This window comes from Sandaracinaceae bacterium, assembly GCA_020633055.1.
In the GTDB taxonomy this organism is placed as follows: domain Bacteria; phylum Myxococcota_A; class Polyangia; order Polyangiales; family Houyiibacteriaceae; genus JADJJE01.
Window position 1 is genome coordinate 755586 of record JACKEJ010000005.1, and the last position, 23037, is coordinate 778622.

General features: G+C 71.7%; 20 protein-coding genes and 1 tRNA gene. 11 read left to right on the forward strand and 10 right to left on the reverse strand.

Going from position 1 to position 23037, the window contains the following annotated elements:
* The first annotated feature begins 140 nt into the window (after window positions 1–140).
* The 4 genes from H6726_08075 to H6726_08090 all read left to right on the forward strand — a co-directional run bounded on the left by H6726_08075 (window position 141) and on the right by H6726_08090 (window position 3755).
* Complete coding sequence (locus H6726_08075) at window positions 141–992, forward strand: 1-acyl-sn-glycerol-3-phosphate acyltransferase (GenBank protein MCB9657587.1); 852 nt, start codon at window positions 141–143, stop codon at window positions 990–992.
* Entirely contained in the window at window positions 989–1786 is a 798-nt protein-coding gene (locus H6726_08080) for a hypothetical protein (protein ID MCB9657588.1), read from the forward strand. The genes H6726_08075 and H6726_08080 overlap by 4 nt, the downstream gene beginning before the upstream one ends.
* Window positions 1787–1789: 3 nt before the next feature.
* A complete protein-coding gene (locus H6726_08085) occupies window positions 1790–2314 on the forward strand; it encodes an acyl-CoA thioesterase (GenBank protein MCB9657589.1) in 525 nt (174 codons plus the stop codon).
* Between the two features lie 145 nt (window positions 2315–2459).
* Complete coding sequence (locus tag H6726_08090) at window positions 2460–3755, forward strand: tetratricopeptide repeat protein (GenBank protein MCB9657590.1); 1296 nt, start codon at window positions 2460–2462, stop codon at window positions 3753–3755.
* A 92-nt stretch (window positions 3756–3847) separates the two neighbouring features.
* On the opposite strand, the gene H6726_08095 is transcribed toward H6726_08090, so the two are convergent.
* Together H6726_08095 and H6726_08100 are read right to left on the reverse strand one after the other, a co-directional pair.
* Complete coding sequence (locus H6726_08095) at window positions 3848–5665, reverse strand: hypothetical protein (GenBank protein MCB9657591.1); 1818 nt, start codon at window positions 5663–5665, stop codon at window positions 3848–3850.
* Window positions 5666–5675: 10 nt separating this feature from the next.
* Window positions 5676–6635, reverse strand: coding sequence for a DUF2236 domain-containing protein (locus H6726_08100; protein ID MCB9657592.1), 960 nt, complete (start codon window positions 6633–6635; stop codon window positions 5676–5678).
* A 315-nt stretch (window positions 6636–6950) separates the two neighbouring features.
* Here H6726_08100 and bamD point away from each other — a divergent pair, with 315 nt between their 5' ends.
* Both bamD and H6726_08110 read left to right on the forward strand, forming a co-directional pair.
* Complete coding sequence (gene bamD, locus H6726_08105; protein ID MCB9657593.1) at window positions 6951–7775, forward strand: outer membrane protein assembly factor BamD; 825 nt, start codon at window positions 6951–6953, stop codon at window positions 7773–7775.
* Between the two features lie 56 nt (window positions 7776–7831).
* Window positions 7832–8425: an HNH endonuclease gene (locus H6726_08110; protein MCB9657594.1), complete on the forward strand. Its 594-nt coding sequence runs from the start codon at window positions 7832–7834 to the stop codon at window positions 8423–8425.
* A gap of 60 nt (window positions 8426–8485) precedes the next feature.
* On the opposite strand, the gene H6726_08115 is transcribed toward H6726_08110, so the two are convergent.
* Window positions 8486–9196, reverse strand: coding sequence for a tetratricopeptide repeat protein (locus H6726_08115; GenBank protein ID MCB9657595.1), 711 nt, complete (start codon window positions 9194–9196; stop codon window positions 8486–8488).
* 92 nt (window positions 9197–9288) lie between these two features.
* On the opposite strand from H6726_08115, the gene H6726_08120 reads away from it, so the two are divergent.
* The 4 genes from H6726_08120 to cysK all read left to right on the forward strand — a co-directional run bounded on the left by H6726_08120 (window position 9289) and on the right by cysK (window position 14244).
* A complete protein-coding gene (locus H6726_08120) occupies window positions 9289–9594 on the forward strand; it encodes a (2Fe-2S)-binding protein (GenBank protein MCB9657596.1) in 306 nt (101 codons plus the stop codon).
* 87 nt (window positions 9595–9681) lie between these two features.
* Window positions 9682–10815: a PhoH family protein gene (locus H6726_08125; protein MCB9657597.1), complete on the forward strand. Its 1134-nt coding sequence runs from the start codon at window positions 9682–9684 to the stop codon at window positions 10813–10815.
* Window positions 10812–13211, forward strand: a complete 2400-nt coding sequence (locus H6726_08130; protein ID MCB9657598.1) for a hypothetical protein — start codon at window positions 10812–10814, stop codon at window positions 13209–13211. The genes H6726_08125 and H6726_08130 overlap by 4 nt, the downstream gene beginning before the upstream one ends.
* 124 nt (window positions 13212–13335) lie before the next feature.
* Entirely contained in the window at window positions 13336–14244 is a 909-nt protein-coding gene (cysK, locus tag H6726_08135) for a cysteine synthase A (GenBank protein ID MCB9657599.1), read from the forward strand.
* A gap of 112 nt (window positions 14245–14356) precedes the next feature.
* On the opposite strand, the gene H6726_08140 is transcribed toward cysK, so the two are convergent.
* The 3 genes from H6726_08140 to H6726_08150 form a co-directional block, all read right to left on the reverse strand.
* On the reverse strand, window positions 14357–15667 hold the full coding sequence (locus tag H6726_08140; protein MCB9657600.1) for a citrate synthase: 1311 nt from the start codon (window positions 15665–15667) through the stop codon (window positions 14357–14359).
* Window positions 15668–15730: 63 nt separating this feature from the next.
* On the reverse strand, window positions 15731–17293 hold the full coding sequence (locus H6726_08145) for an HAD-IG family 5'-nucleotidase (protein MCB9657601.1): 1563 nt from the start codon (window positions 17291–17293) through the stop codon (window positions 15731–15733).
* A 170-nt stretch (window positions 17294–17463) separates the two neighbouring features.
* Window positions 17464–17536, reverse strand: a tRNA-Ala gene (locus H6726_08150).
* 260 nt (window positions 17537–17796) lie between these two features.
* Here H6726_08150 and H6726_08155 point away from each other — a divergent pair.
* Window positions 17797–19512, forward strand: a complete 1716-nt coding sequence (locus tag H6726_08155; protein MCB9657602.1) for a PDZ domain-containing protein — start codon at window positions 17797–17799, stop codon at window positions 19510–19512.
* Between the two features lie 12 nt (window positions 19513–19524).
* Here H6726_08155 and H6726_08160 read toward each other — a convergent pair whose 3' ends face one another.
* From H6726_08160 to H6726_08175, 4 genes are all read right to left on the reverse strand, one after another.
* Entirely contained in the window at window positions 19525–20199 is a 675-nt protein-coding gene (locus H6726_08160) for a hypothetical protein (protein ID MCB9657603.1), read from the reverse strand.
* 17 nt (window positions 20200–20216) lie between these two features.
* Window positions 20217–20681, reverse strand: coding sequence for a hypothetical protein (locus tag H6726_08165; protein ID MCB9657604.1), 465 nt, complete (start codon window positions 20679–20681; stop codon window positions 20217–20219).
* 90 nt (window positions 20682–20771) lie between these two features.
* On the reverse strand, window positions 20772–22025 hold the full coding sequence (locus tag H6726_08170; protein MCB9657605.1) for a hypothetical protein: 1254 nt from the start codon (window positions 22023–22025) through the stop codon (window positions 20772–20774).
* Between the two features lie 5 nt (window positions 22026–22030).
* Window positions 22031–22966, reverse strand: a complete 936-nt coding sequence (locus H6726_08175) for a bifunctional riboflavin kinase/FAD synthetase (GenBank protein ID MCB9657606.1) — start codon at window positions 22964–22966, stop codon at window positions 22031–22033.
* Between the last annotated feature and the right edge of the window lie 71 nt (window positions 22967–23037).

Genomic DNA, 23037 nt, shown 5'->3' on the forward strand with positions numbered 1-23037 from the left:
GCGGTGAGGTGAAGGCGGGCCCGCAGGTCGTTGGTGCGATGCGCGCCTCGCGGTGACGTGCGAGCGGCCGCAGCGGTCGTGGGCACCGCGCACACCACGCGGTGACTTGGCATGCGCGTGGAGTCGCGTATCGTGCGCGCATGGTCGACCCCCAGCACGCGCACGACGCCCCTCGCGGCGGGCCCCGTAGCCTGGCGGAGGAGCTGCGCGTCCGGCGCCGGCTGGTGCTGTTCGCGGCGCAGCTGAGCGCGACCCTCGGGCGGCTGCGCGTGGAGCTGGCGCTGGCCAACGGCGACACCGCGAAGGACGCCGTGCGCAGCGCCACCAAGGCGCGCACCAGCCAGCGCTTGTTGGACATCTTCGGGGTGGAGGTGCACTGCCCGCGCACGGCCGCCACGTCGTGCGCGGCCCGGCCCGCCGCCGACCGCGGCCTGCTGATCGTCGCCAACCACCGCACGGCGTTCGACATCGGCGTGATGATGCGCCTGTTCGGTGGCGTGATGCTGTCGCGCGGCGACCTCGCGAGCTGGCCCGTGATCGGTCCCTTGGCGCGCGAAGGGCACACCATCTTCGTGGATCGCGAGAGCGGCCACAGCGGCGCGCGCGCCATCCGCGCCATCCGACGCGCGCTCGCGGCGCTCGAGACCGTCAGCGTCTACCCCGAGGGCACGACGTACATCGGGGACGACGTGCGGCCGTTCTCGCCGGGCGCCTTCGCCGCGGCGCGTGGCCTGCCGGTCGACGTGCTCCCGGTCGGGCTCGCCTACGACCACGGGGTCGAGTACTTCCACACCTCGTTCATGACGCACCTCGAGCAGGTGGCCGCACGCCCTCGCACGCGTGTCGTCGTCGAGGTGGGCCAGCCGTTCCCAGCGGAAGGCAAGAGCGCAGCGCTCGCGGAGCGGGCTCAGCAAGAGGTGCAGGCGCTGGTGACGCGCGCGCGGGCCCGCCACCAGGCGTTGCCCGAGGGACGCGGCGAGGGCTGCCCATGAGCGCGGGCGTGGGCCTCTGGCTGGGCGGCGCGCTGCTGGCGCTGTTCTTCGCGTGGATCCTCGGGCACATGCAGCGCACGGACGCGCGGCTGCGCACGGAGCGGGTGCTGAAGCTGACACAGCGGGGGCTCGGCGAGCTCGTGCCCGGCGAGGTCAACGCCACGCGCGGGGCGCTCCGGGCGCGCGCCGAGCCCCTCACGTGCCCGGTCGACGGCGCGGCGTGCGTCTTCTACGAGCTGTCGCTCACACGCGCGGGGAGCGTGCGCGGGCAGGCGCGCGCGCCCGAGACGGTGCAGCACACGGAGCGCTACGCCGACGCCGTGGTCCGAGACGGTGACGCGGCGGTGGGTGTGGCGCTGCGCGGCGCACGGTTCACGGGGCACGTGCGCGAGATCACCCGCGAGGCCACGTTCCGCGATGGCGAGTGGCTCGCAGACACCTGGGAAGACGGCGGGTGGTCGGGCGACGAGCGCGCGTTCGTGGACGCCCTGGGAGACGGCGCACGCGGCGAGCTCGACGCGGGCACGCTGACGCTGCGCCTGCGCACGCTGCCCCCCGTCGACGACGCGCTGGTCATCGGCGAGGCGCTGCGCAGCTCGAGCGCGGCAGAAGGCCTCACGCTGGGGTCTTCCGCGCGCTTCCAGCTCGAGCTGACGAGCGGATCCCTCGCGCACTACCAGCGCGCGCAGCAGCACGCGCTCACCACCATGCAGGGGGCCTCCCGCGCGTTCGTCGCGCTCGCGGTGGTGCTGGCGCTGTTGGCTGGGCTGACCTACGCGGGTGTGCTTGGCTAGCGCATGAGCGAAGACACACCCCCGCGCAGCCCGAGCACGCCCACCGACGCCCACGCCGCGTCGCCCTCGCCCACGGGGCGCCCTCCGAGCGACTCGTACACCGAGATGACGGAGATGGTGCTCCCCCAGCACACCAACGTCGTGGGCACGGCGTTCGGCGGCGTGATCATGAGCTGGGTGGACATCTGCGCGGCCATCGCGGCCCAGCGTCACTGCGGGGAGGTGGCCGTCACCGCGCGGGTGGACGCGATGGAGTTCCACGCGCCCATCCGCTTGGGCGACGTGGTGTGCCTGCGCGCGCAGGTCAACGCCGCGTTCGGGTCGTCGATGGAGGTGGGGGTCCTGGTGGAGCGGGAGGACCGGCGCACGCGTGAGCGGACCAAGTGTGTGGAGTCCTTCCTGACGTTCGTGAACGTCATCGAAGGCCGGCCCCGCGCGGTGCCCCGACTGCTGCTGAGCACGGAGGACGAGCGCCGGCGCGAGCAGGAAGCCCACGCGCGCCGGGCGCAGCGGTTGGCGGCGCGCTGACCGTCTGGCGCGCCTGGGACCGCAACCGTCATCCAAGGCGCCTGGGGCGACGGCGGCGGGTCGCCCGAACCTCCGTGGCGCGCCCCCGACCCGGGTTCCACGGTCCCAGAGTTGCGGGCTGGGCGCTGAGTTGCATAATTCCAGCGTGTTCACTCAAAAATCCCACATCGCCCTACGGGTAGTCGCCGGACTCCTCGCTCTGCTGTCGCTGGGGCCCGTCGAGCGCGCGGACGCTCAGGCGCCGCTCCTGCCCGAGCTGCAGCGCACCGCGCGGCGCGCGCGCACGGACCCGGCGCCGCACCGCGACTACGCGCGGGCGCTGCTGCGCGCGGGACAGTTCCGTGCCGCGGAGCGTGAGTTCAAGGTGGCCGCGCGCTTGTCGCGCAACGACCCGGCGGCGCTGCTCGAGGTGGCCGACGCCGTCTTCGCCACGGGCGACTGGAACGCCTCGCGACGCGCGTGCACCGCGCTCGAGCGGGCCACCGAGCAGAACTCGGCGTGGTCACGGGTGTGCCGGGCCAAGGCCTACCTGGTGGGGCAGCGCAGCGCGCGCGCGTTCGAAGAGCTCGAGATCGTGCTGCGCGAGATGCCCGATCTGCCTCAGGCACACCTGGCCCTCGGGGACGCGCACCGCTTCCGCGCGGACACGGAGAACGCGCTCTCGGCCTACCGCCGTGCGGCTGCGCTGGACCCGAGCTCGGCCGCTCCACACCTGGGCATGGGGCTCTTGTACGAAGCCACGGGGCGCCGGGCCGAGGCGATCGCCGCGCTGCGCGAGGCCCAGCGCCTCGAGGGAACGTGGCCCGAGGTGCAGCGCGCGCTGGGTCACATCGTGGGCGGTGAAGAGGGGCTCGCGCTGCTGCGCGCTGCGGCCGAGGGATACCCCACCTGGGCCCTCGCGCAGGCCGAGCTCGGCCGCGCCGAGCAACGCGCTGGACACCTGGCCGAGGCGCGCGCCGCGCTGACGCGCGCCCTCGCGCTCGACGCCGACCTCGCTCCCGCGCACGCCACGCTGGGCCGCGTGCAGTTCGCGGAAGGCGACAACCCCGCCGCAGAGGCGAGCTTCCGCCGCGCGCTCGAGCTGGTGCCCAACGACGCGGAGACCGCGGTGGCGCTGGCCGACCTGTTCGCCGCGACCGAGCGCTACGAAGAGGCCCTCGAGGGCTACCGCTCGGCCGCCGACATGAGCCCCAGTGACCCCAGCCCGCTGCTGGCGGGGGCCCGCTTGGCCGCGCGCTTGAACCGCACACTCTTCGCCACCGCGTACTTGGATCGCGCGCTCGAGCAGCACCCGGGTCACCTGGCGACGCTCGAGCTGTACGGCGACGTGATGCTCGCCCGCAACGACCGCACTCGCGCCCGCGCTTACTACACCGAGGCGCTGCAGCGCGCGACCGACGAGGACCTGGTGCGCATCCGGGCCAAGCTGGCGGGGCTGTAGCGGACTCTCGCCACCTACCGCGTGCATCCGGGTCGTTCAGTGGCATCCGTATTCGCACGCCTAGCCCGTAGGCGCGAGGAGGGGCCAGCAGCCTAGGGCGCGACGAACGTCCAACGCACGTTGCGGGTGTACTCCGGCGACGTCGCGTTCACTTGGATGGAGATACCCGATGGGCTGCCGTCGTACCACTGCAGCGGCACACGCCCGTGACTCTCGCGCACGAAGCCACCTCGACCACGCAGGGGCCGGAGCCGCTCGAGCGTGGGGTTGCGGTCGTTGGCGTCGACGCCGACGTAGGTCAGGCCGAGGCCGTCAGTGCAGTACTCGCCGTGGTTCACGTGCGGCACGAGGTTGCCCTGCTCGTCGTTCCACACGTGCCAGACGACGATGCCGCTGTCGTGCACGTCCGCGTCGTAGCTCTCGGCGCGCCTGTGCTCGATCAAGAAGTACTCCCCACGGCCGCTCAGCACGTCGTAGCGCGTGCGGTCGAAGAGCAGCAGCGGGCGGTCGCCGTCCCGCGTCGCGGCCGTGAGCCGTGCGGAGCCCGCCAACTCGGAGCGCACCTCGTGAATGTCGGGTTCGAGCCAGCCCGCGCGCAGCTTGTGCCACGCGTCGAGGTGATACACGCGCCGCAGGTCGGGGACGCCGGGGATGATGGTGGGACCCATCAACGTCGCGTAGGTCGGGATGGCGCAGTAGACGTCGAGCGTGCGGGCGACCACATGCGAGATCTCGTGCGTCATCGTCGCGAGGCTCGTGTGCTCGGGATAGATGGCGAACGTGCGCTCGCCGAACCGGTAGCCACCGATGGTCAGGGGCTGGAGCAGGCGAGCCGCCCCACCGTAGTCCTGGTGGATGCTCGGCCCGTTGGTGCGCGCCGCGGTCACCACCAGCACGACGAGCTCGTCGTGCGCGATGACGCCGTCGTCGTTCGCATCGTACTGGCTGAAGTCGTGGCCCGCGGCCACCGCCGCGCGGAGGGCGGCCGCCGCCACGAACTGAGGCACCGCGGGTGCCCTGTCCCAGTAGAACACCGCGCGCTCGGAGGCCGAGACCCGGAGCGCGCCGCTGTCGTCCCAGTAGAGATAGCGGCCGTCCACGGTGCGCAGCTGCACGGCGTCGCCGAGGGCGACGTCGGTGGTCCGGGTGGTGTACGGATGGTGGAGGACCTCGAACTGCCCGACGAGTGGCGGCCAGCCCCCCTCGGTCGTCGCGACCACGCGGTCGCCCTCGACCGTGAGCCAGCGCCCACCCACCGTGCGGAACCCCACGCGATCCAGCCCCCGCAGCGGCGCGCCGTTCACGTCGCCGACGAAGAAGCTCTCGAAGCTGTCCGCTCCCACGCTGTTCATGGAGACCTCGTCCGTCGCGGGGTCCACCTTCAGGTAGCGAAACCCTCCGCCGATGCGCGCGCGCAGCGACACGAACGGTGGTGGCGGCTCGGTCGCGGGCCACGGTCGGCCCGCCTCGGTGCGTTGCTGGTCGAGGTACGTCGGGTGAAACAGCCCCTGCGCGTTGCGGAGTGGGCCGAGCACCTCCCCGGGGTGAATGGCGAAGCGCCCGTCCGACATCTCGAGGAAGAACTGCCCGACGCTCAGGCTCGGGCCGCCCCCGAAGGTCAGCTGGCTGAGCGCGGCGTTCGTGTAGCTCATCGGCTCGTCGTCGAAGTCGACCGCCAGCGCCAACGTGGGGCGGTCACCCACGAGCGGCATCCCACCATTGGCCGTGCCGTAGTGGAAGTCATGGAGCGACACCGGACGAGGAGGCTCGTCGTCGGTCGGGTCGTCGAAGACGAGCGGCGGGCAGCCCGTCATGCCGAGCAGGGGCACCACCGAAAGGCAGAGCAGCACGTTGCGGACGGCGAGGACGACGCTCGCGGCCCGCCGACGAAGGAGAGGATCGACCCACATGCCGCCTACGTTAGCGCACATGGACCCATGTGCGAGCCTGCAGCCCGCCGTCCGCCCTCTCCCGCGCCATGACGACGCACGGCAGCTCCGGGATGGCCCAGCGGACCGCTGCCGCGCGCGCCCGCAGGACAGGCGCGAGCACGGCGCGGTCCACCCATGGCGACTGGTACGTGCCCGTCATGCGCCGCGCCCACTCCGGCATGAGCGCCATCGCGGCCACCAGACCCAGCTCGGCGTCGACGCGCTCGGCGCGCGTCGGTGCGGGGAGGTCGCCCTCGCCGTCGTAGGTGCGCCCCACGAGGAACCCCAGGAAGTCGACGGTCTGCTCGTTCATCGCCAGGTGGGGCCGCATGCGCGCGACGTAGTCCTCGAGCTCACTCACGGTCTCCGGCACCCACGCCGCCCCGCCCATGCGCCCCACACGCGCCTGCTCCGTGAGGTAGCGGTCTTTCTCGGCACGCGAGAGCGGGCGGCGCGTGCGCTCGTACGCGGTCATGATCGCCCAGGGGATGCATGTGTGCACCCAGCCGATCAGCTCCGGGTCGAGCGCGCGGTAGCCCACACCATCTGCCCGGGTGCCGGACACGCGCCCGTGCATGCTCTTGACCCGCTCGACCAGCTGGGTCGCCCCCGGGGTGCTGCCGAAGGTGGTCCCCAGCACGAAGCCGAGCGTGGCTCGCGCTCGGCGCGCTGGCTGCGTGCGGTAGGACGACTGCGTGTACACCCCGTGCATCACCGAGGGGTGCAGCACCTCCATCAACACCGCCGCCGGTCCCGCCACGGCGACGCTCGCGAGGTCGGCGTGGATCATCCAGGAGACGCTGCCTGGGCCACCGCACAGCCCGGGGTCGCCGGGCTCGCCTCCGTAGAGGCGCGGGTCGTCGTGGCGCCCCCCGACGGTCTCGAGTTCCGCCCTGAGGCGCGCGCGGAGCTTCTCGGTCTGGGCGATGGCGGTGAACGAGCGGTCCATGGGATCTCCTCGGGCGGGCGCGTTCAGCGTAGTTCAGGCCGTCCCCCCCCGATACCCCCTCCACCCATGACCCCCAAGCGGCAGCGTCGATGCCTCCACCGGCGGCGGAGAGGAACCCCATTCCGGGTGACCCCACCAGGTGCGTTGGAGCGACGCGGAGGATGCGCAGCGTCATGGCGGGCGAGCATCGGCGCACCGAGCAACTGAGGCAGGTCGATGCGTGCGGCGTGCCTGTGGCACCACGGCGCGGCCTGCCTGTGGCACCACGGCGTTCGGGGGGCTTGTGTGGCCGGGCAGGGGGCGCTACGAAGCCGCATGCGTTCGGCTCGTCGCCCAAGCCCTTTCCTCGCGCTCGGCGCGCTCGCGCTGCTCACGGCGTGTAGCACCACGACGACGGCGTCCACCCACGTCACGCTCGCCGGCGAAGAAGCCGCGGAGGGCGCCGACGGCGAAGGGCGCGACGCGCGTAGCCGATACAACGTCGCGTTGGCCGAGTTCCGCGACGGCAACTGCCTGTCGGCGGAGCCGAAGTTCGCCGCCATCCGCACCGAGTTTCGGTTCACGCGCTTCGCCCCGCTCGCAGAGCTGCGCATCGCAGACTGCAAGTTCGAGCAGAAGCAGTACGCCGAGGCCATCGCGGGGTTCCGAGAGTTCATCCGTTTCCGCCCCTCCCACGTGGAGGTGGTCTACGCGCGCTACCGCATCGCCGAGAGCTACTACGCGCAGATCCCGGCGGACTGGTTCCTGGTGCCGCCCTCCTGGGAGCGCGACCAAGGGTCCACGCGCGAGGCGCTGAGCCAGCTGCGGCGCTTCATCCTGGACTTCCCCGAGGACACCCGCGTCCCAGAAGCCCGGCGCATGGAGCAGCGCTGCCTCGCGCTGCTGGCCGAGCACGAGCTCTACGCGGCCGAGTTCTACCGCTCGCGGCGCGCCTACCGCGCCACCATCGCGCGCGTCCAGACGCTGCTCGCCACCTACCACGGCAGCGGGGTCGAACCACGCGCGCTGTTGCTGCTGGGGCGCACCTTCCTGGACACCCGCGAGCCGGAGCGCGCGCGGCAGGCCTTCGAGGAGCTGGTCGCGAGCTATCCGGAGTCGGAGCAGGCGGCCGCCGCGCGGGACGAGCTGCGCGATCTGTGAGCGCCTGGGCGAGCCAATCGACACCGCACCGCACCCCCACGGACATCCTCGCAGCTGTGTGCGACGCGCTCAGCGCGGGCGACGAGGCCAACGCTGAGCACACGCTGACCGAGGGGTACCCGCGTATGCCTGCCGAGCGCGGCAAGCGCAGCTACTCGGAGCGCGAGTCGTTGAAGCTCTTCCTGCGCGACGGCTTCATCGACCGATACGGCGGCGCGCGGTTGGTGAACCCAGGCGTGCTCCGGCTGCTCTCCGTGCTGTTGCCCGACGCGTTCCCCGCCCATCCGAACTGGAAGATGTCGGAGTCTCACCAGGGGTTCTGGGAGCTCTTCCCCACCGTCGACCACGTCGTCCCCATCGCCCGAGGAGGCACCGACGACGAATCGAACTGGATGACCTGTTCCATGCTGCGCAATTCCGCGAAGGCACATTGGACCCTCGACGAACTCGGTTGGCATGTGGTCCCATCTGGAGACCTCGCGACGTGGGACGGCCTGACCTCATGGTTCGTACGCTTCGTATCGCCAGCGATGGAGACGAGTGGCGACACAGCTCTAGCCGCTCGATTGTCTTCGGCGGGGCGGTCGGGCGAGTACATTCGACGGTGGTGGCGCGCGAGCCGCGACGTGGCGCCACACACCCTCCGCTGACGCTTCAAATCGGTGATGTCGCGCTTTGCAGCCTGCCGATAGCGACGGCGTCGTTGTTGCTCAGCCGCTCTGCTGCGCGTCCAGCATGCGCAGGTACATCTGCGCGGCCTTGTGACCGGGGTCGAGCTCCACCGCGCGCGCCCACGCGCGCCGTGCGGCCGCGGTCTCTCCGAGCCCGAGCTGCACCACGCCCAGCGCCACGTGCGCGGGCACGTAGGACTCGCGGTGCTTGATGGCCTCCTTCAGCTCGTGCACGGCCGCGGCTGGGTCGCCCTGCTGCTGGTAGAGGTTCGCGAGCTTCACGCGCACGTCCGCGAAGTGCGGGCACAACAAGAGGGCCTTGCGCAGCTCGTGCATGGCCTCCGAGATGAGCCCGACGTCGGTGTAGCCCTGCGCGGTCTCGACGTGCAGGTTCGCGATCTTGCCCATCACGAACGGGTCGAGCTTGCCTGGCGACTCCTCGCCGTGCTCCATCGCGGCCTGATAGATGCGCTTCGCGTCGTCGTAGCGCCCGACGTCGTTGTACGTGACGCTCAGATTGAGCGCGGCCTCGGTGTAGTTCGGGTTCACGCGCAGCGCCTCTTCGAAGTGCTGCTGCGCCTCCTCGAGCTGCCCGCGGTCATGCGCGATGACGCCCATCATGTTGAGCACGTCGGCGAAGCGCACGTCGCGCTCGAGACACTGACGCAGGAAGTGCTCGGCCTTGTCGAACTCACGCTTCTCGTAGTGCTCGCGGCCGAGGGCCAGGATCTGCTTGCTGCGTTCGTCCATGGATGGCCAAGGTATCCCGCCCGCGCCCCGCGGGGCAACCAAGTGACGTGAGCGCGGTTGGCCCCGCGTCCAGCCGCACGCTATCCCGGGGTATGGCCACGCTCCGCTTCGAGCCCGCTTCCGTGACCCTCGAGCTGCCCGTCGACGCGCAGCACGGGCTGCGCGTGCTCGACGTGTGCGACGATCACGCGGAGACACAGCTGCCCTACTCGTGTCGCTCGGCCAACTGCGGCACCTGCCGCGTGCGTGTGCTGACCGGCGCCGAACACTTCGCGCCGCCGGGCGAGGAGGAGCTGGCCGTGCTCGACCTCTTCGGCAACCTCCCGCACGAGCGGCTGGCGTGTCAGCTGGTGATGGTGACCGACGGGAGCGCCACCCTCGAGGCCTGCGAGGGATGACGTGACCCCTGCGCGCACCTTGCGATTCCGCGCCGCGGCCCCAGGTTCCGCGCGCGCCAGCAGAGCGCATGAGGTAACATCGTGACTATGACATCCACCGCAGCCCCCCTCGTGCCGCCCACCACCGTGGACGTCGAGGTCGGCGAGCCCGAGCTCCTGCTGAAGCTGACGGGCCCCAACGGCGCGCACCTGCGCAGCCTGGGCGAGGAGTACCGCGTCACCCTCGGGCAGCGCGGCACCACCCTTCGCATCCACGGCGCCGCGGACGACGTGGCGTCCATGGAGCGCACGCTGGTGCAGCTGTTGGACGTGCTGGGAGACCGCAACCTCTCCAGCCTCGAGCTGGCGCGCGCCGCGCGCACGCTGCGCACCCACCCGCAGGTCAACCTGCGTCGCCTGTTCGACGACGTCGTCGTGTCCGCGCAGGGCCGCCGCGCGATCGCGCCCAAGGGTCTGACGCAGCAGCTCTACCTGCAGGCCATCCGCGATCACGACGTGGTCTTCGGTCTCGGTCCTGCCGGCACGGGCAAGACGTACCTCGCCATGGCCATGGCCGTACAGGCACTGCAGGAGAAGCGCGTCAAGCGCATCATCCTCACGCGCCCCGCGGTCGAGGCGGGCGAGAAGCTGGGCTTCCTGCCGGGCGACCTGGCGGAGAAGATCAACCCGTACCTGCGGCCGCTGTACGACGCGCTGCACGACATGATGGACCCCGACAAGGTGCTGACGCTGATCGAGCGCGGCACCATCGAGGTGGCGCCGCTCGCGTTCATGCGCGGGCGCACGCTCAACGCCAGCTTCGTCGTGCTGGACGAGGCGCAGAACACCACGTCCGAGCAGATGAAGATGTTCCTCACGCGCCTCGGCTTCGACTCGAAGGCGGTCATCACGGGAGACATCACGCAGGTGGACCTCCCACACTCCACGCGCAGCGGCCTGCGTGACGCTGAGCACCTTCTGAAGAACGTCGAGGGCATCGGCTTCGTGCGCTTCAACGACGCTGACGTCGTGCGCCACCCGCTGGTGCAACGCATCGTGCGCGCATACGACGAGCGCGACGCGCGTCGCGAGGCCGCGCGCCAGGAGCGCCAGCGCGAGGACCGTGAGCAGCGCGCGGTCCACGCGCACGATGAGGCGGAGCACGTGGCGTCTGCAGAAGGGCGAGGAGGCCGCGCGGAGCTGCGAGGCGCCGGTGGCGACCCGGGAGCGCCTCGATCGTGAGCCTCGCCCGCCGCGCGGCCCTTGCGCGCGCCCTCGCACTCACCCTGCTGACGAGCTGCGGGGGCGAACCCGACGAGCTCGAGCCCCCGATCGCGCCAACCCTCGCCTCGGGCGCCGCCGCAGACGTGGCCCTCTGCGCCGGTGCGTCGCACACGTGCGTCATCACCCCCGACCGACACGTGGCATGCACTGGGCTGGGGCTCGACGGGCAGCTGGGCGCCGCCGCGCACCGCACCCGCCGCGGCTTCGCGCAGGTCCCGCACGTGACGGACGCGACCGGCCTCGCCTGCGGTAGCCGGCACACGTGCGCGACCACGGCGTCCGGCGTGCTCTTCTGTTGGGGCGAAGCTGCCCGCGAGCAGCTCGGCGTCGACGACGCGACCCTCGGCCCCATCCAGGTCCCCGACGTGCAGGACGCCGTGCAGGTCGTCGCGGGAGACGCGTTCACGTGCGTGCGAACGCGCTCGCGTGAGCTCTACTGCCTCGGCGCGCTGCCCGAGCCGAGCGTCCAGACGGCAGACGATGCGCAGACCCCTGCCGACGACGGTGAGATCGTCACGAGCGACCTCGCGCTGCGTGGCGTGGTGGACATCGCCGCGGGCTCGGCGCACGTGTGCGCGCTCCTCGCGTCGGGCAAGCTGCGCTGCAGAGGAGACAACCGCGCGGGGCAGCTCGGGCTCGCGCCGACGCACGCCGAGGGGTGGACGGAGCTGGCGCTGACCGACGTCGTGGACGTCGAGGCCGGTGGAGCGCTCACCTGCGTGCGCGGAGGAGGCGAGGGGCGCGTGCGCTGCTTCGGCGCAGGATCGCAGGGGCAACTCGGAGATGGCGCGCGCTCCGCTGCGAGCTTCATGCCGGTGACCGTGAACGACGTGAGCGACGCGCGCGCGATGTCGGTGGGCACGGCGCACGCGTGCGCCGTCGTCGGCGCGGCACAGGAGGTGGCGTGCTGGGGCGACCGAAGCGATGACCGGCTGGGCGCTCCAGGCGTCCAGGGTCACGGCCCCGCGCGGGCACGCGGCTTGAGCGGCGTCATCCGCATCGCATCTGGAGGCGCGCACACCTGCGCGGTCACTGGGGACCAGACGCTGTGGTGCTGGGGGCGCGCGCGTGAGGGGCAGCTAGGCCTCGAGAGCTACGAACCCCTCCGCACGGCCCACCGCGTCGCTCCGCTGTCCGAGCTGGGGGGTCGAGCGACGGCAGCATCACGAGCCGCGCTCAGCGCCCCCCTCACAGGGCCCGTCGCGCGGCAGATCGCCACTGGCGTAGAGCACGTGTGCGCGCTCGCGGCGGACGGAAGCGTCTGGTGCTGGGGCGGCGGCGCGCTGGGACAGCTCGGTCACGGACGCTCGGGGAACTCGTACGAGCGTGGCGTCCAGGTGCTCGGTCTGTCCGGCGTCACAGCGCTGAGCGCGGGTGCGAACCACACTTGTGCCCTCCTCGCGGACGGCCGGGTCGCCTGCTGGGGCGCACAAGAAGGGGGCTTCGGCGACGGCTCCGGGGACCCGTCGTCACTGCCCGTGGAGGTCCCCGCCTTGCGTGGCGCGGAGGCCATCGCCGCAGGAGAACGGATGACCTGCGCCTTGGTGCGCGGCGGGGAGGTACGCTGCAGCGGGGCGGCGATGTTCGAAGCCACCGAGCGCCTCGCGGCGCGCACCGCGGGGCACGGATTGGGCGTCCGGACCATCACGGGACTCACCCACCCGAGCGCGATCGCGGTGGGCACGGCGCTGGGCTGCGCCATCGTCGACGAGGGCCGAGTGGCGTGCTGGGGCCCCCAACCAGGCCGCGTCGCCACGGAGGCGCGCGGCGTGCGCGGCGTCGCGGGTGGGGTGCACCTCGACGCGGGTCAGCGCACGGGCTGCGCAGCGTCCCGCGGTGGACGGGTCACGTGCTGGGACATCCCCATGGGGAGCACCGTCAGCGCCGAGGCCGAGCTCGTCACGGGCCTGACGTTCGTGAACAGTATGGTCGTCGGCGAGGGCGTGCGCTGCGCCAAGCCGCGGCGCGGGGGCTACCTGTGCTGGGGACAGAACCGCAGCGGCCAGACGGGCACGGGGCTCACCGCGCAGTCGGTCCGCAGCCCGACGCCCATCGCCGACACCGCGGTGATGGATCAAGGACGGCGCGTGTCGCTCGACTGCAGCCAGGACTATTGCTGCGGCATCCACCAAGGGGGCGCGGTCAGCTGCGCGGGCGCGGGCCCCGTGAGCCACCTGAGCAGCACCGACGCGGCTCATCCCCGCACGCCTGTGATGATCCCCCTGCGCGTGGCCCCAGAGCCCGCGGATGAACAGGGTCCCGCGTCTCCAGAGCCGGCACCCGAGCCGACGGATCCGCCCGCTGGGACCGCAGCTGCCGGGAGCGCGGAGCACGACCCACGCGGCGCCCCCTGACGCGCAGGTAGGGCGCGTCAGACGCTGCTGCGAGCCCGGAACGCGACGCATGGAGCGCCCTCTGCCGCGCGCACACTGGAAGCGCACGGCCTCCCGGCGGCCCGCGTGATATCCTCGTCCGCGTATGACCCACCGCATCTACGACGGCGCGCTCGATCTCGTTGGCATGACCCCCCTCGTGCGGCTCAAGCGGCTGAGCGGCCACGTGGGAGCCCAAGTGTGCGCCAAGCTGGAGTCCCAGAATCCTGGCGGCTCGGTGAAGGACAGGCCCGCGCTGGCCATGGTGGAGGCCGAGGAGCGCGCGGGGCGGCTCGGCGCTGGAGCGACCCTGGTGGAGGCGACCAGCGGCAACACGGGCATCAGCCTGGCCATGATCGCGGCGGTGCGCGGCTACCAGTGCATCATCGTGATGCCCGAGGACATGAGCCTCGCGCGCCGCAACATCCTGGCCTCGTATGGGGCCACGGTCATGCTGACGTCCGCGGAAGACGGCATGGCGGGCGCCGTCGAGGAAGCCGAGCGCATCGCGGCCCAGACGCCCAACTCGTTCATGCCCCGGCAGTTCGAGAACGCGGCCAACCCGGACGTGCACGCGCGCACCACCGCCGAAGAGATCTGGGAGGCCACCGAGGGCGCCATCGACGCGTTCGTGGCGGGCGTGGGCACGGGCGGAACCCTCACCGGCATCGCGCGCGTGCTGAAGGAGCGCCGTCCGTCCGTGCGCATCGTCGCCGTGGAGCCACGCGCCAGCGCGGTGCTCTCGGGCGGGCAGCCGGGCCTGCACGGCATCCAGGGGCTCGGCGCTGGCTTCATCCCGGCCGTGCTGGACACGGACCTGATCGACGACGTGGTGACCGTCACGGACCTCGCCGCGGAGCGCATGGCAGGCCGCCTGGCGCGCGAAGAGGGCCTGCTCACGGGGCCGTCCGCAGGTGCCAACGTGCATGCCGCGCTGGAGGTCGCGCGCCGCATGGACAAGGGGCAGCGCGTGGTCACCATCCTGTGCGACGGAGGCGAGCGCTACCTCTGCTGAACACCTGCGGCGCGTGCTGGATCAGCTCGATGCCTGCAGGCACCGTGCGTCGCGGCGATCACGTAGCGCGTCGCGATGACCCCGGCTGCATGCCGGGGCCCCGCGCGCCACGTCAGCGGTCGTTCATCGGCACGAAGTCGCGGCGGTCCTCGCCCAAGTACACCTGGCGCGGGCGCGCGATCTTCTGCTCCGGGTCGGTGAGCATCTCTTCCCACTGCGCCAGCCAGCCGGGCGTGCGCCCGATGGCGAAGAGCACGGGGAAGAGGTCCATCGGCAGCCCCATGCTCTGGTAGATGAGGCCCGAGTAGAAGTCCACGTTGGGGTAGAGCTTGCGCGACACGAAGTACTCGTCCTCGAGCGCGATCTTCTCGAGCTCCACCGCGATGTCGACGAGCGGGTTCTTGCCCACCTCGTTGAACACCTCGTACGCGAGCTCCTTGATGACCTTGGCGCGCGGGTCGTAGTTCTTGTAGACGCGGTGACCAAAGCCCATCAGGCGCACCTCGCCGGCCTTGGCGCGCTCCACGTAGGACGCGATGTTCTTCACGCTGCCGATCTCGGTCAGCATGCGCACCACCGCCTCGTTCGCGCCACCGTGCAGCGGCCCGTAGAGCGCTGCGCAGCTGGCCGCCAGCGCCGAGTACGGATCGACGTGCGACGAGCCCACGCCGCGCATGGCGGTGGTGGAGCAGTTCTGCTCGTGGTCGGCGTGCAGGATGAAGAGCACGTCGAGCGCCTTCTCGATCACCGGGTTCGGGCGGTACTTCACCTCGGTCATCTTGAAGAGCATGTTGAGGAAGTTGCCCGAGTAGCTCAGGTCGTTGTCCGGGTAGACGTAGGGCAGGCCACGCCGGTGCCGGTACGCGTACGCCGCGAGCGTCGGCATCTTCGCGATGATGCGCAGGATCTGTAGGCGCCGCACGGCCGGATCGTCGAGGTCCTTGGCGTCCGGGTAGAACGTCGAGAGGGCCGCGACCGTGCTCGTGAGGATGCCCATCGGGTGCGCGTCGTAGCGGAACGCGTCGATGAACTCACGGATGTTCTCGTGCACCATGGTGTGCATGGTGATCTGGTGCGTGAACGCATCGAGGGCCGCGCGCTTGGGCAGCTCACCGTCCAGCAAGAGACTCGCGCACTCGAGGAAGGAGGACTGCTCGGCCAGCTGCTCGATGGGGTAGCCGCGATAGCGCAGGATGCCCTGCTCGCCGTTGATGAACGTGATCCGGCTGCGCGTGGACGCCGTGTTCATGTAGGCCGGGTCGTAGGTCATCAGCCCGAAGTCGGTGTCCTTGACCTTGATGGCGCGCAGGTCCATCGCGCGGATGGTGTCGTGCGTGATGGGCACCTGATAGGTCTTGCCGGTGCGGTTGTCGGTGATGGTGAGCGACTGGTTGTCGGGGGCCGACGACGAATCCTGCGTCATGGGGGAGTCCTTGGTGGTGCGGCTGCGGCGCCGCGCGGTGAGAGAATAACCAGCAACGCCCGCTCAAGGCGAGAGTTCGTGAGGCATCAGATCACGCGGACTACGGAAGTAGTGCGTGGGGGAATAGGCGGCCAGGTTGGACACGCGCGACGTGTAGAGACAGGCGAAGACCTCCACCTGGTGCCCGAAGCTGGACAGCTCCGTGCCCTCCTTGAAGAGTGAGCCCCAGCCCGGGTGGAACTCCTGGGCGATGCGCGCCTCGAGGTCGTCCTGGTCCAGCTCGAGCCCGCGCAGGCGGGCGCGCAGCTTGTCGGCGGACTTGCGCAGGCGAGCACGGTTGGCGGCGAGCTCGGGCGCGGCCACGTCCTCGGGCAGCTCGGCCAGCTGCTGCTCCAGCGTCTTGATGCGCGCCTGGTGCTCGCGGATGGCGTCCAACAGCCCCTCGCGTTGCGCCGTCTGCTCGGCCAGGCGCTCCGCCCAGGGCCCCACCTTGGCCAGCGTGAGCAGCTCGGCGTCCATCTCCTGGATGACCATCATGGTGCGCCAGGCGCTCTCCTTCTTGGCGCGCAGGACGTCGCCGTGGATGTGATCCCCGACGTACAGCACGCGGTCCTCGGCCACCTCGATGGCGCGCTCGAACCCTGCCAGGTTGCCCCCGGCGTAGACGTGCCCGCGCTGCAACGCGTCGACGGGCGGCCCGAGCACTCCGCCAGCGAGCACCTCGCGAAAGGGCGACTGTCCCGTGAAGAACGCGGGCTTGCGCGCATCGGTCACGATCCAGTCGAAGTAGCGGTGGTAGCTGGGGAAGTCGGCCGAGCTCCCCAACAGGTGGTTCATGACCGCCTCGGTGTACGCGGCGTCCGTGTCGGTCAGCAGGAAGAGCCGCTTTCCGGCGCCCCGCAAGCGCTCCAGCGCGGACGCGAGCTGCGGGTCGGGGTCGAGGAAGTCCGCCGGTTCTCGGACGATGCGCTTGTGGAGCGTCCCATCGCGGGTCACGGCGTCCACGGCCGCGCGGATGTCCCGGTAGAGGCTGGCGTAGTCCCGACGTGGGCTACCCGGCCCGGCGTGGCCCTTGTCCACCGCGTCCACGGCGGCGGCGAAGAGGCTCACCTCCGGGAGGGCATGCAGCGTGTCCACCCACACGTAGCGGCCCGAGGAAGGACGCAGGCGTCGCGTGTGGTACGCCACGCGCCGCTCTTCCCGGCTGAGCTCCACCCGCCCGTGGAACGCCCTCTTGACGTACTTGTAGCGGTCCATCTTGAGCAGATTGCCGAGGCGCAGGTCCACGAGCAGGCCGCGGATCGGGAACGTGTGGTCCACCGGGAGCGCCCGGAAGCTGTCGGGGTAGCCGCGGTCCACAAGGCGCTCGATGGCCAGCTCGATGATCAGGGCGCCGAGCGCCTCACGCCGGTAGTGCGCCAGCGTGAAGTCCATGTCGAAGCCGACCACCTCGATGCGGTCCAGACGCAGGTTGCGGTTGCAGAAGATGCGCCTCTCGAGGACGGGCAGACGCACCGAGGCCGGCAGCAAGTTCAGCTCCGGCAGAGGGAGCGCGAGCTGCGCCGCAGGCCCTTCGGGGCGAGGCGCCTGGCTGGCGTCGGAGCGAACGTCGGGGGGCGGCGACATGCGGGCGAGATGGTAGCAGCGTGCGCGCTGGACGGGCCGCGAAAGCTCCCTTTCTTCCTGCGAGCGCAGACTCCGGGCTCTCATCGCAGGAGGCCGCGTCGAGCGCCGGCGCACCAAGAGAAACAGCGAGCCGGGGCTCGCTGTGAATCTCTCTCTTGGGAGGTGGTGGGTGGAGTAGAGGGGGATCGAACCCCTGACCTCCGCACTGCCAGTGCGGCGCTCTCCCAGCTGAGCTACTACCCCTGGGACGGGGGGCTTTCTGAAGGCTGCGGCGGGGGTTGTCAACGGGATTTCTGCAACCCACCGAAATTTTGACGACTTTGCCCGGTTTGGCCACGGTCTGGAGAGCCTCGGCGCGCGCTGCGTCGGAGGCCGAGCTCCCCGTGGACGACACCTCCGTGACACCGCTCCCTCGCGCCCAGCCACACGCGCCCTCCCCGCCTCGTCTTGGGTGCGTCGCACCACGTCGCCCACGCGCTCACGCGCTCGTCGTAGTGCTCCGCGTGGGCGTGTGCGTCGCTGCGTTGGGCTGCTCGCCGACGCGCGCTCCCGCCATGCTGCTGGACGTGGACGAGGTGGAGCCGGAGACGCTCGAGCCGGGCTCGACGCTCCGCATCACCGGCCGCGGGTTCCCCGTGGCGCGGGATGCGCAGGTCTTGCTGACCGGTGAGCTCGCCCGCCCGGGCGACACCGCCCTCGGCGTGGAGCACGTCTTGCGCGGCTTCGCCCAGTCCGATGCGTTGATCGAGGTGCCTCTGCGCGAACGAGACCTGCGCGACCTGGGTGGACGGGGCACGTTCTCCGGGACCATCACGGTGACCTTCTCGGGGGTCGCCTCCCGCCGAGCGGTGAGCGGTCGGCTCGCCGACGTGGAGCTGGACTTCCGCTCCAGCACCGACACGGGACTGCAGCTGGCCCTGGAGCGCGGCGAGAGAGCCGAGGCCGCACTGGACGAGCTCGGCCTCGCTCCTGCCGACGAGCAGCCGACGAGCGGTGGCTTGCGCGTTGGCGAGGTGCGCCCGGACAGCCCGGCGGCGCGCGCCACGCTGATGCCCGGCGATGTCATCGTCCGGTTCGACGGGGTGCGGGTGCTCGAGCTCAGCGACCTGGCGCCGCGACCCGGCGCGCTGCGCGTCACGCTGGAGGTCGAGCGGCCCGGGGTGAGCCACGCGTCGACGCTGCACATGCCGCTGCGGGGACCACCGGAGGGACAGCAGGGGCGCGTGCTGGTGCTGCTGATCTTGCTCGGACTGCTCATCGTCTTCGCTGCCAGCATCCCGGCGACGTCGGGACCCTTGACCCACTTCGCCCGCGACGCAGTGAATGTGCAGGCCCCGCACGCGATCGACTGGCTGCTCGGATACGCGCCCGGCACGCGCGTCAACACCTCTCGTCGCGCGCTCTTCACCTCACGCGCCTTGGCGCTGCTGGCGGTGAGCGGTGCCTTCGCCGGCATGGCGGTCGCCGGGCGCGTCTACGATCGGCTGCTGGACACCGGGGCGCTGACGGGCCTGGCCCTGATGCTGCGCCTTGCGATCCAGGTCTTCGGGCCGCGCTCGTCCACACGCCGCCCCCTGTTGGGGTCTGCGTTCGTGCTACGTGGCGCGCCCATGGCGCTCAGCGTCTTCGCGGTCCTCGTCTTGGGCGGTACGAACCAGCTGCGCGGCCTGCAGGTGGTGCAGGGGGGTGCCCTGTGGGACTTCATGGTCTTCCGCCATCCCATCGCGTTCCTGCTGTTCCCCGTGTTCGCGGTCGCGGCCCTGGGGGGTCCCAGCGCCGCCATCTCGGACCCCCACACGCCCCCGTTCGTCGCTGCCGCGGCGCGGGCGCACCTGCTGGTGGTCGCGTGCCTCGGGTCGGTGGTGTTCCTGGGAGGCTGGCACCCCATCTCGTTCGGCGGCGCGGTGACGGGAGCGGGCGCGGCCTCGCTGGGGATTGCGTTCTTCGTGCTCAAGTGCTGGGCGCTCATGTTGCTGGGTCTTCGCCTGCGGATCCAGAGCGGCGCCGTCGGCGACCGCGCGCCAGCGTTCTTGCTGCCCGCCGCCTTCTCGGGCCTCGTGGCTGCGTGCGCGTGGATCGCACTGGGTGTCCCGGTCGACGTGGAGGCCCTGAGCGGCCCCGTCCTGCTCGCCACCAGCGTGCTGGTGGTGTTCGTCACGGTCCTGCGGCGTCATCAGGCCACGGGGAGCAACGACGTGTACCTGCACCCATTCCTGTGAAGTCCCAGGCGTTCACGGCTCGTCGGCCGCGGCTTGGGCCGCGCGCAAGCGCTCGCCGAAGCGCCCCCCGGTGAGCCCATCCAAGGTCGCCTCGATCTCGACCAGGCGCACTAACGTGGGCAGATCGCGAGCGCCGAGCTCGCGTTCCAGCTGGAGGCGCCGTCGCTCGAAGTAGAGGCCAACCACCAAGCGCACGAGCTGCGTGCGCGCTGCAGCCTGCGCGCGGGCCTCGCGTGACCATGTGGCCTCCTCTCCCGAATACACGGTGCGCGGGAGGTCGAACACCAGCGCTCCCTCCACGATGGCGTCGTCGTCCGTGCTGAGGTTCGTCCCAGACTGGGTCGCGTTCGCGTCTCGCTGCCGGCCACGACGGGCCCGCAAGCGAAGCTCGGGCAGCCACGCGCTCCTCCGGCTGCGACGCGCCGCGCGTGTGGGATCCGCCAGCCCCTGCGCGTGATAGGCGAGCGCATCCTGTAGCACCTCGGCGACGGTGGGTTCGTGGTCGAAGCGCGCGGCGAGGGCGTCGAGGTCTGCTGCGGCGGACGCACCTGCCGCCCCCGCGGCAGAGGCGGGCGCGGCTGCACCGGTGCTCGCACCAGGGGCGCCGCTCGTCGTCCCCCCACGCGCCTGGGCCATGACGTGCCCCGGACCTCGCGGCGACAGCACCGCCAGCACCACCACCAACATGCCACGTCCCACGCTCCTCATCGGCCGACGCCCCAAGCGGCGAGCACGCGGGCGGCGCGGACGCGCTCCCATGCGCATGTGTCGACTCGGCGGCACGCGGAGCCAGCTGGCGTTGGCGACGGTGGCCTGAGCGCATCCGCGGGGACGGCGGCGCTCCGAGCGCCTGCCACCTGCCGCGGCGCCGCGCCCGACAGCTCGTCCAAGAACGCGGTGGGAGCGAGATCGTCCATGAACGCGCTCTGTGGCAGTTCGTCGAGGAACGCCCCTGGCGGGATGCCATGGGCGCGCCCCGACAGCGGGAACGAGGCGTTGGCGCTCACCACCGTCGCGTCTGGTCCACGGCTGCGACGCACCTGCACCGTCAGCCGGGGCAATAACCGCGCCCTCCCGGACGGGCCGATGGCGCACCCGAGCGAGAGCGGGGCGAGCGACACACAAAGGGCGAGACAGAGCGCGGACTCCGGACGGTCGAACAGGGGCATGCGCTCCTTGTCGCGTCGACGGGGCACGACTTGCGCGCGCCGCGCCTCTTTGCGCGCGTCAGCCGCTCCGTTGCGCAAGACGCTCGGAGCTCAGACCTCGAGCACGGGCGCCGAGGCCACCGAGGTGAAGCGCTCGCCATCCCGGAAGCCCACCGCCGCCGCCACGTAGGAGCCGCTGACGACGGGACCCACGGCCCACTCGCCGGTGGCCGTGACCTCGCGATCCGTGAGCGTCCGAGCCAGCGTCCCACCGCCGCTCGGGGCGTGGACCAACACACGGGCGACCAATGTCCCGGTGGCGCCCATGCTCTTCGCGCTCGCCAGCGAGGCCTCGCTCAGGCCCCAGGCGAGCAGCACGCGGGCGTCCGGGAGTCGCATGGTGACGAGCTCGGCGCGGGCCTGTGGATCGTGCTTGGCGCCTTGCGCGGGTTCCGTCAGACCGAGCGCCTTCCGCACGGACGTGAGATCCGCGTGCAGCGCGGGATCCTCGGGGTGCCGCTCCACCAAGCCCTCGAGGATGGCGAGCGCCCGTCGGTGATGTCCCTGCTCGTGGAGCAGGCGCGCCATGGTCCTCGTCGGGATGGGCTCGTCGGTGTCCCCGGCGCCCGACACCCGCAGCGGCACGGTCGTCGCCACGGCGCGACGTTGAGCGGCCATGGCCAGCGCGTCGGCGGTGTCGAGCGGCCTAAGGACCTCGTCCCGCAGCGGGCCGAGATCCATCGTGACAGCCGTCGCGCGCAGGTCATGGGGGGGCGGCTCGTCCGCAGCCTGCGTGGTGCCCGCGGGACTCGCGACCACCTGCACGGCCTCGTCCGAGGACGACAGCTTCATGCGCCGCGTGGGCTCCGTGCGCCCACGCGTCGGGCGGGGCTCGGACTCCGCCGCCGATGCCGCGACGAACCCAGGGCTGGACTCCCCAGGGTCCGCGCGGGGCACGGCGGGCAGGCCCGCGGGGGTCTCCGAGACGCGCAGGCGTTGGGTGTCACCCGCTCCGCTGCGCCCCGCCCCGGGGCCAGGGTCGGGAGTGACCGCCGCCGGCGAACGCGTTGCCGACGCAGGGGCTGGCGAGGTGACGCTGCCGTCGCCGACGCCTGCAGGAGAGCGGGGCGCCCCGAGGTCCGCTTTCCGTGGTGCGGGAGCGACCGGAGGAGGCGGTGGGCTCGACGGACGGCCACGGAGCGTACGAGCCACCCCCAGCACCCCGCGGAAGATCGCCTTGGCCGTGTCGATGGCCCCAGGGGTCGGCGGGGCCTCGATGGCGCGGATCAGCTGCGCGCGCGTGAGGTTCGCCACGTCGCGCACCCCTCGCCGGGTCGCCTCGCGCTCCAGGTCGTCACGCGTCATCCGGGTCAAATCCACCGCAGTAGCTCCTCGTCTGTGGCCACCAGCGCCGCCCGCGCGCGCTCGCAGTCCAGCTGGATCTGCGCCACGAGCGCCTCCACTCCCGAGAACCGCTGCTCGGGGCGCACCCGCGCGACGAAGCCGACGCGCAGCGTCCGACCGTAGAGGTCGCCGTCGAAGTCGAAGAGGTGGACCTCCACGGAGCGGCCCGCGGCGAAGGTCGGGCGCTTCCCCAGGTTGGCCACGCCGAGCAGACGCTCACCAGGCCGCCCCTGGATGGAGACAGCCACCGCGTACACACCGTCGGCCGGCAGCTGCACCTCCGGCAGCGAAAGGTTCGCCGTCGGAAACCCGATGGTGCGTCCGCGTTGGTCGCCCTGCACCACCACGCCGTCGACGTCGTGCACGCGCGTGAGCATGCGTGCGACCGAGGCCACGTCCCCTTCTTCGGCCAAGAGCCGTCGCAGACGGGTGGACGACACGGACTCCCCCTCGAAGAGCACCGGACGAACCACGTCGACGCTGAAGCCGTGCTCGCGCCCGAGCGCGCGGAGGGTGTCGACGTTGCCGGCCCGCTTGCGCCCGAAGTGGAAGTCGGGGCCAACGACCACCGCGCGGGCGCGGCAGCGCTCCACCAGGACCCGCTGCACGAACACCTCCGGGGACGTCTGTGCGAACGCGTGGTCGAACGCGAGCACCGCGACGTCGTCGCAGCCCGCGCCGCGCATGAGCTCCACACGGCGCGTCATGGGCGTGAGCAGCACGGGAGCCCGGTCGGGGGCGAGCACCGCGGTGGGGTGGGGGTCGAAGCACATGCCCATGGTCGCGAGCCCCGCGCGCGCAGCGAGGTCGCGGGCCGTGGAGATGAGCGCACGGTGTCCGAGGTGCACCCCGTCGTGGTTGCCGGGGGTCACGACCGTGGGCGAAGCGTCCGAGAGAATCATAGGGGCTGCGCGAGCATACCAGGCCCACGCAAGTTTGCGGCGAACCTGCGGGCCCAACCGCGCGTAGGCGG

What these genes read in the sequence shown, in the direction of transcription:
- H6726_08115 (MCB9657595.1), bottom strand. Translation starts at nt 9,196, where the DNA reads ATGGACGAACGCAGCAAGCAGATCCTGGCCCTCGGCCGCGAGCACTAC.
- bamD (MCB9657593.1), top strand. Translation starts at nt 6,951, where the DNA reads ATGCGTTCGGCTCGTCGCCCAAGCCCTTTCCTCGCGCTCGGCGCGCTC.
- H6726_08075 (MCB9657587.1), top strand. Translation starts at nt 141, where the DNA reads ATGGTCGACCCCCAGCACGCGCACGACGCCCCTCGCGGCGGGCCCCGT.
- H6726_08100 (MCB9657592.1), bottom strand. Translation starts at nt 6,635, where the DNA reads ATGGACCGCTCGTTCACCGCCATCGCCCAGACCGAGAAGCTCCGCGCG.
- H6726_08085 (MCB9657589.1), top strand. Translation starts at nt 1,790, where the DNA reads ATGAGCGAAGACACACCCCCGCGCAGCCCGAGCACGCCCACCGACGCC.
- H6726_08125 (MCB9657597.1), top strand. Translation starts at nt 9,682, where the DNA reads ATGACATCCACCGCAGCCCCCCTCGTGCCGCCCACCACCGTGGACGTC.
- H6726_08140 (MCB9657600.1), bottom strand. Translation starts at nt 15,667, where the DNA reads ATGACGCAGGATTCGTCGTCGGCCCCCGACAACCAGTCGCTCACCATC.
- H6726_08145 (MCB9657601.1), bottom strand. Translation starts at nt 17,293, where the DNA reads ATGTCGCCGCCCCCCGACGTTCGCTCCGACGCCAGCCAGGCGCCTCGC.
- H6726_08120 (MCB9657596.1), top strand. Translation starts at nt 9,289, where the DNA reads ATGGCCACGCTCCGCTTCGAGCCCGCTTCCGTGACCCTCGAGCTGCCC.
- cysK (MCB9657599.1), top strand. Translation starts at nt 13,336, where the DNA reads ATGACCCACCGCATCTACGACGGCGCGCTCGATCTCGTTGGCATGACC.
- H6726_08170 (MCB9657605.1), bottom strand. Translation starts at nt 22,025, where the DNA reads ATGACGCGTGACGACCTGGAGCGCGAGGCGACCCGGCGAGGGGTGCGC.
- H6726_08165 (MCB9657604.1), bottom strand. Translation starts at nt 20,681, where the DNA reads ATGCCCCTGTTCGACCGTCCGGAGTCCGCGCTCTGTCTCGCCCTTTGT.
- H6726_08080 (MCB9657588.1), top strand. Translation starts at nt 989, where the DNA reads ATGAGCGCGGGCGTGGGCCTCTGGCTGGGCGGCGCGCTGCTGGCGCTG.
- H6726_08175 (MCB9657606.1), bottom strand. Translation starts at nt 22,966, where the DNA reads ATGATTCTCTCGGACGCTTCGCCCACGGTCGTGACCCCCGGCAACCAC.
- H6726_08095 (MCB9657591.1), bottom strand. Translation starts at nt 5,665, where the DNA reads ATGTGGGTCGATCCTCTCCTTCGTCGGCGGGCCGCGAGCGTCGTCCTC.
- H6726_08160 (MCB9657603.1), bottom strand. Translation starts at nt 20,199, where the DNA reads ATGTTGGTGGTGGTGCTGGCGGTGCTGTCGCCGCGAGGTCCGGGGCAC.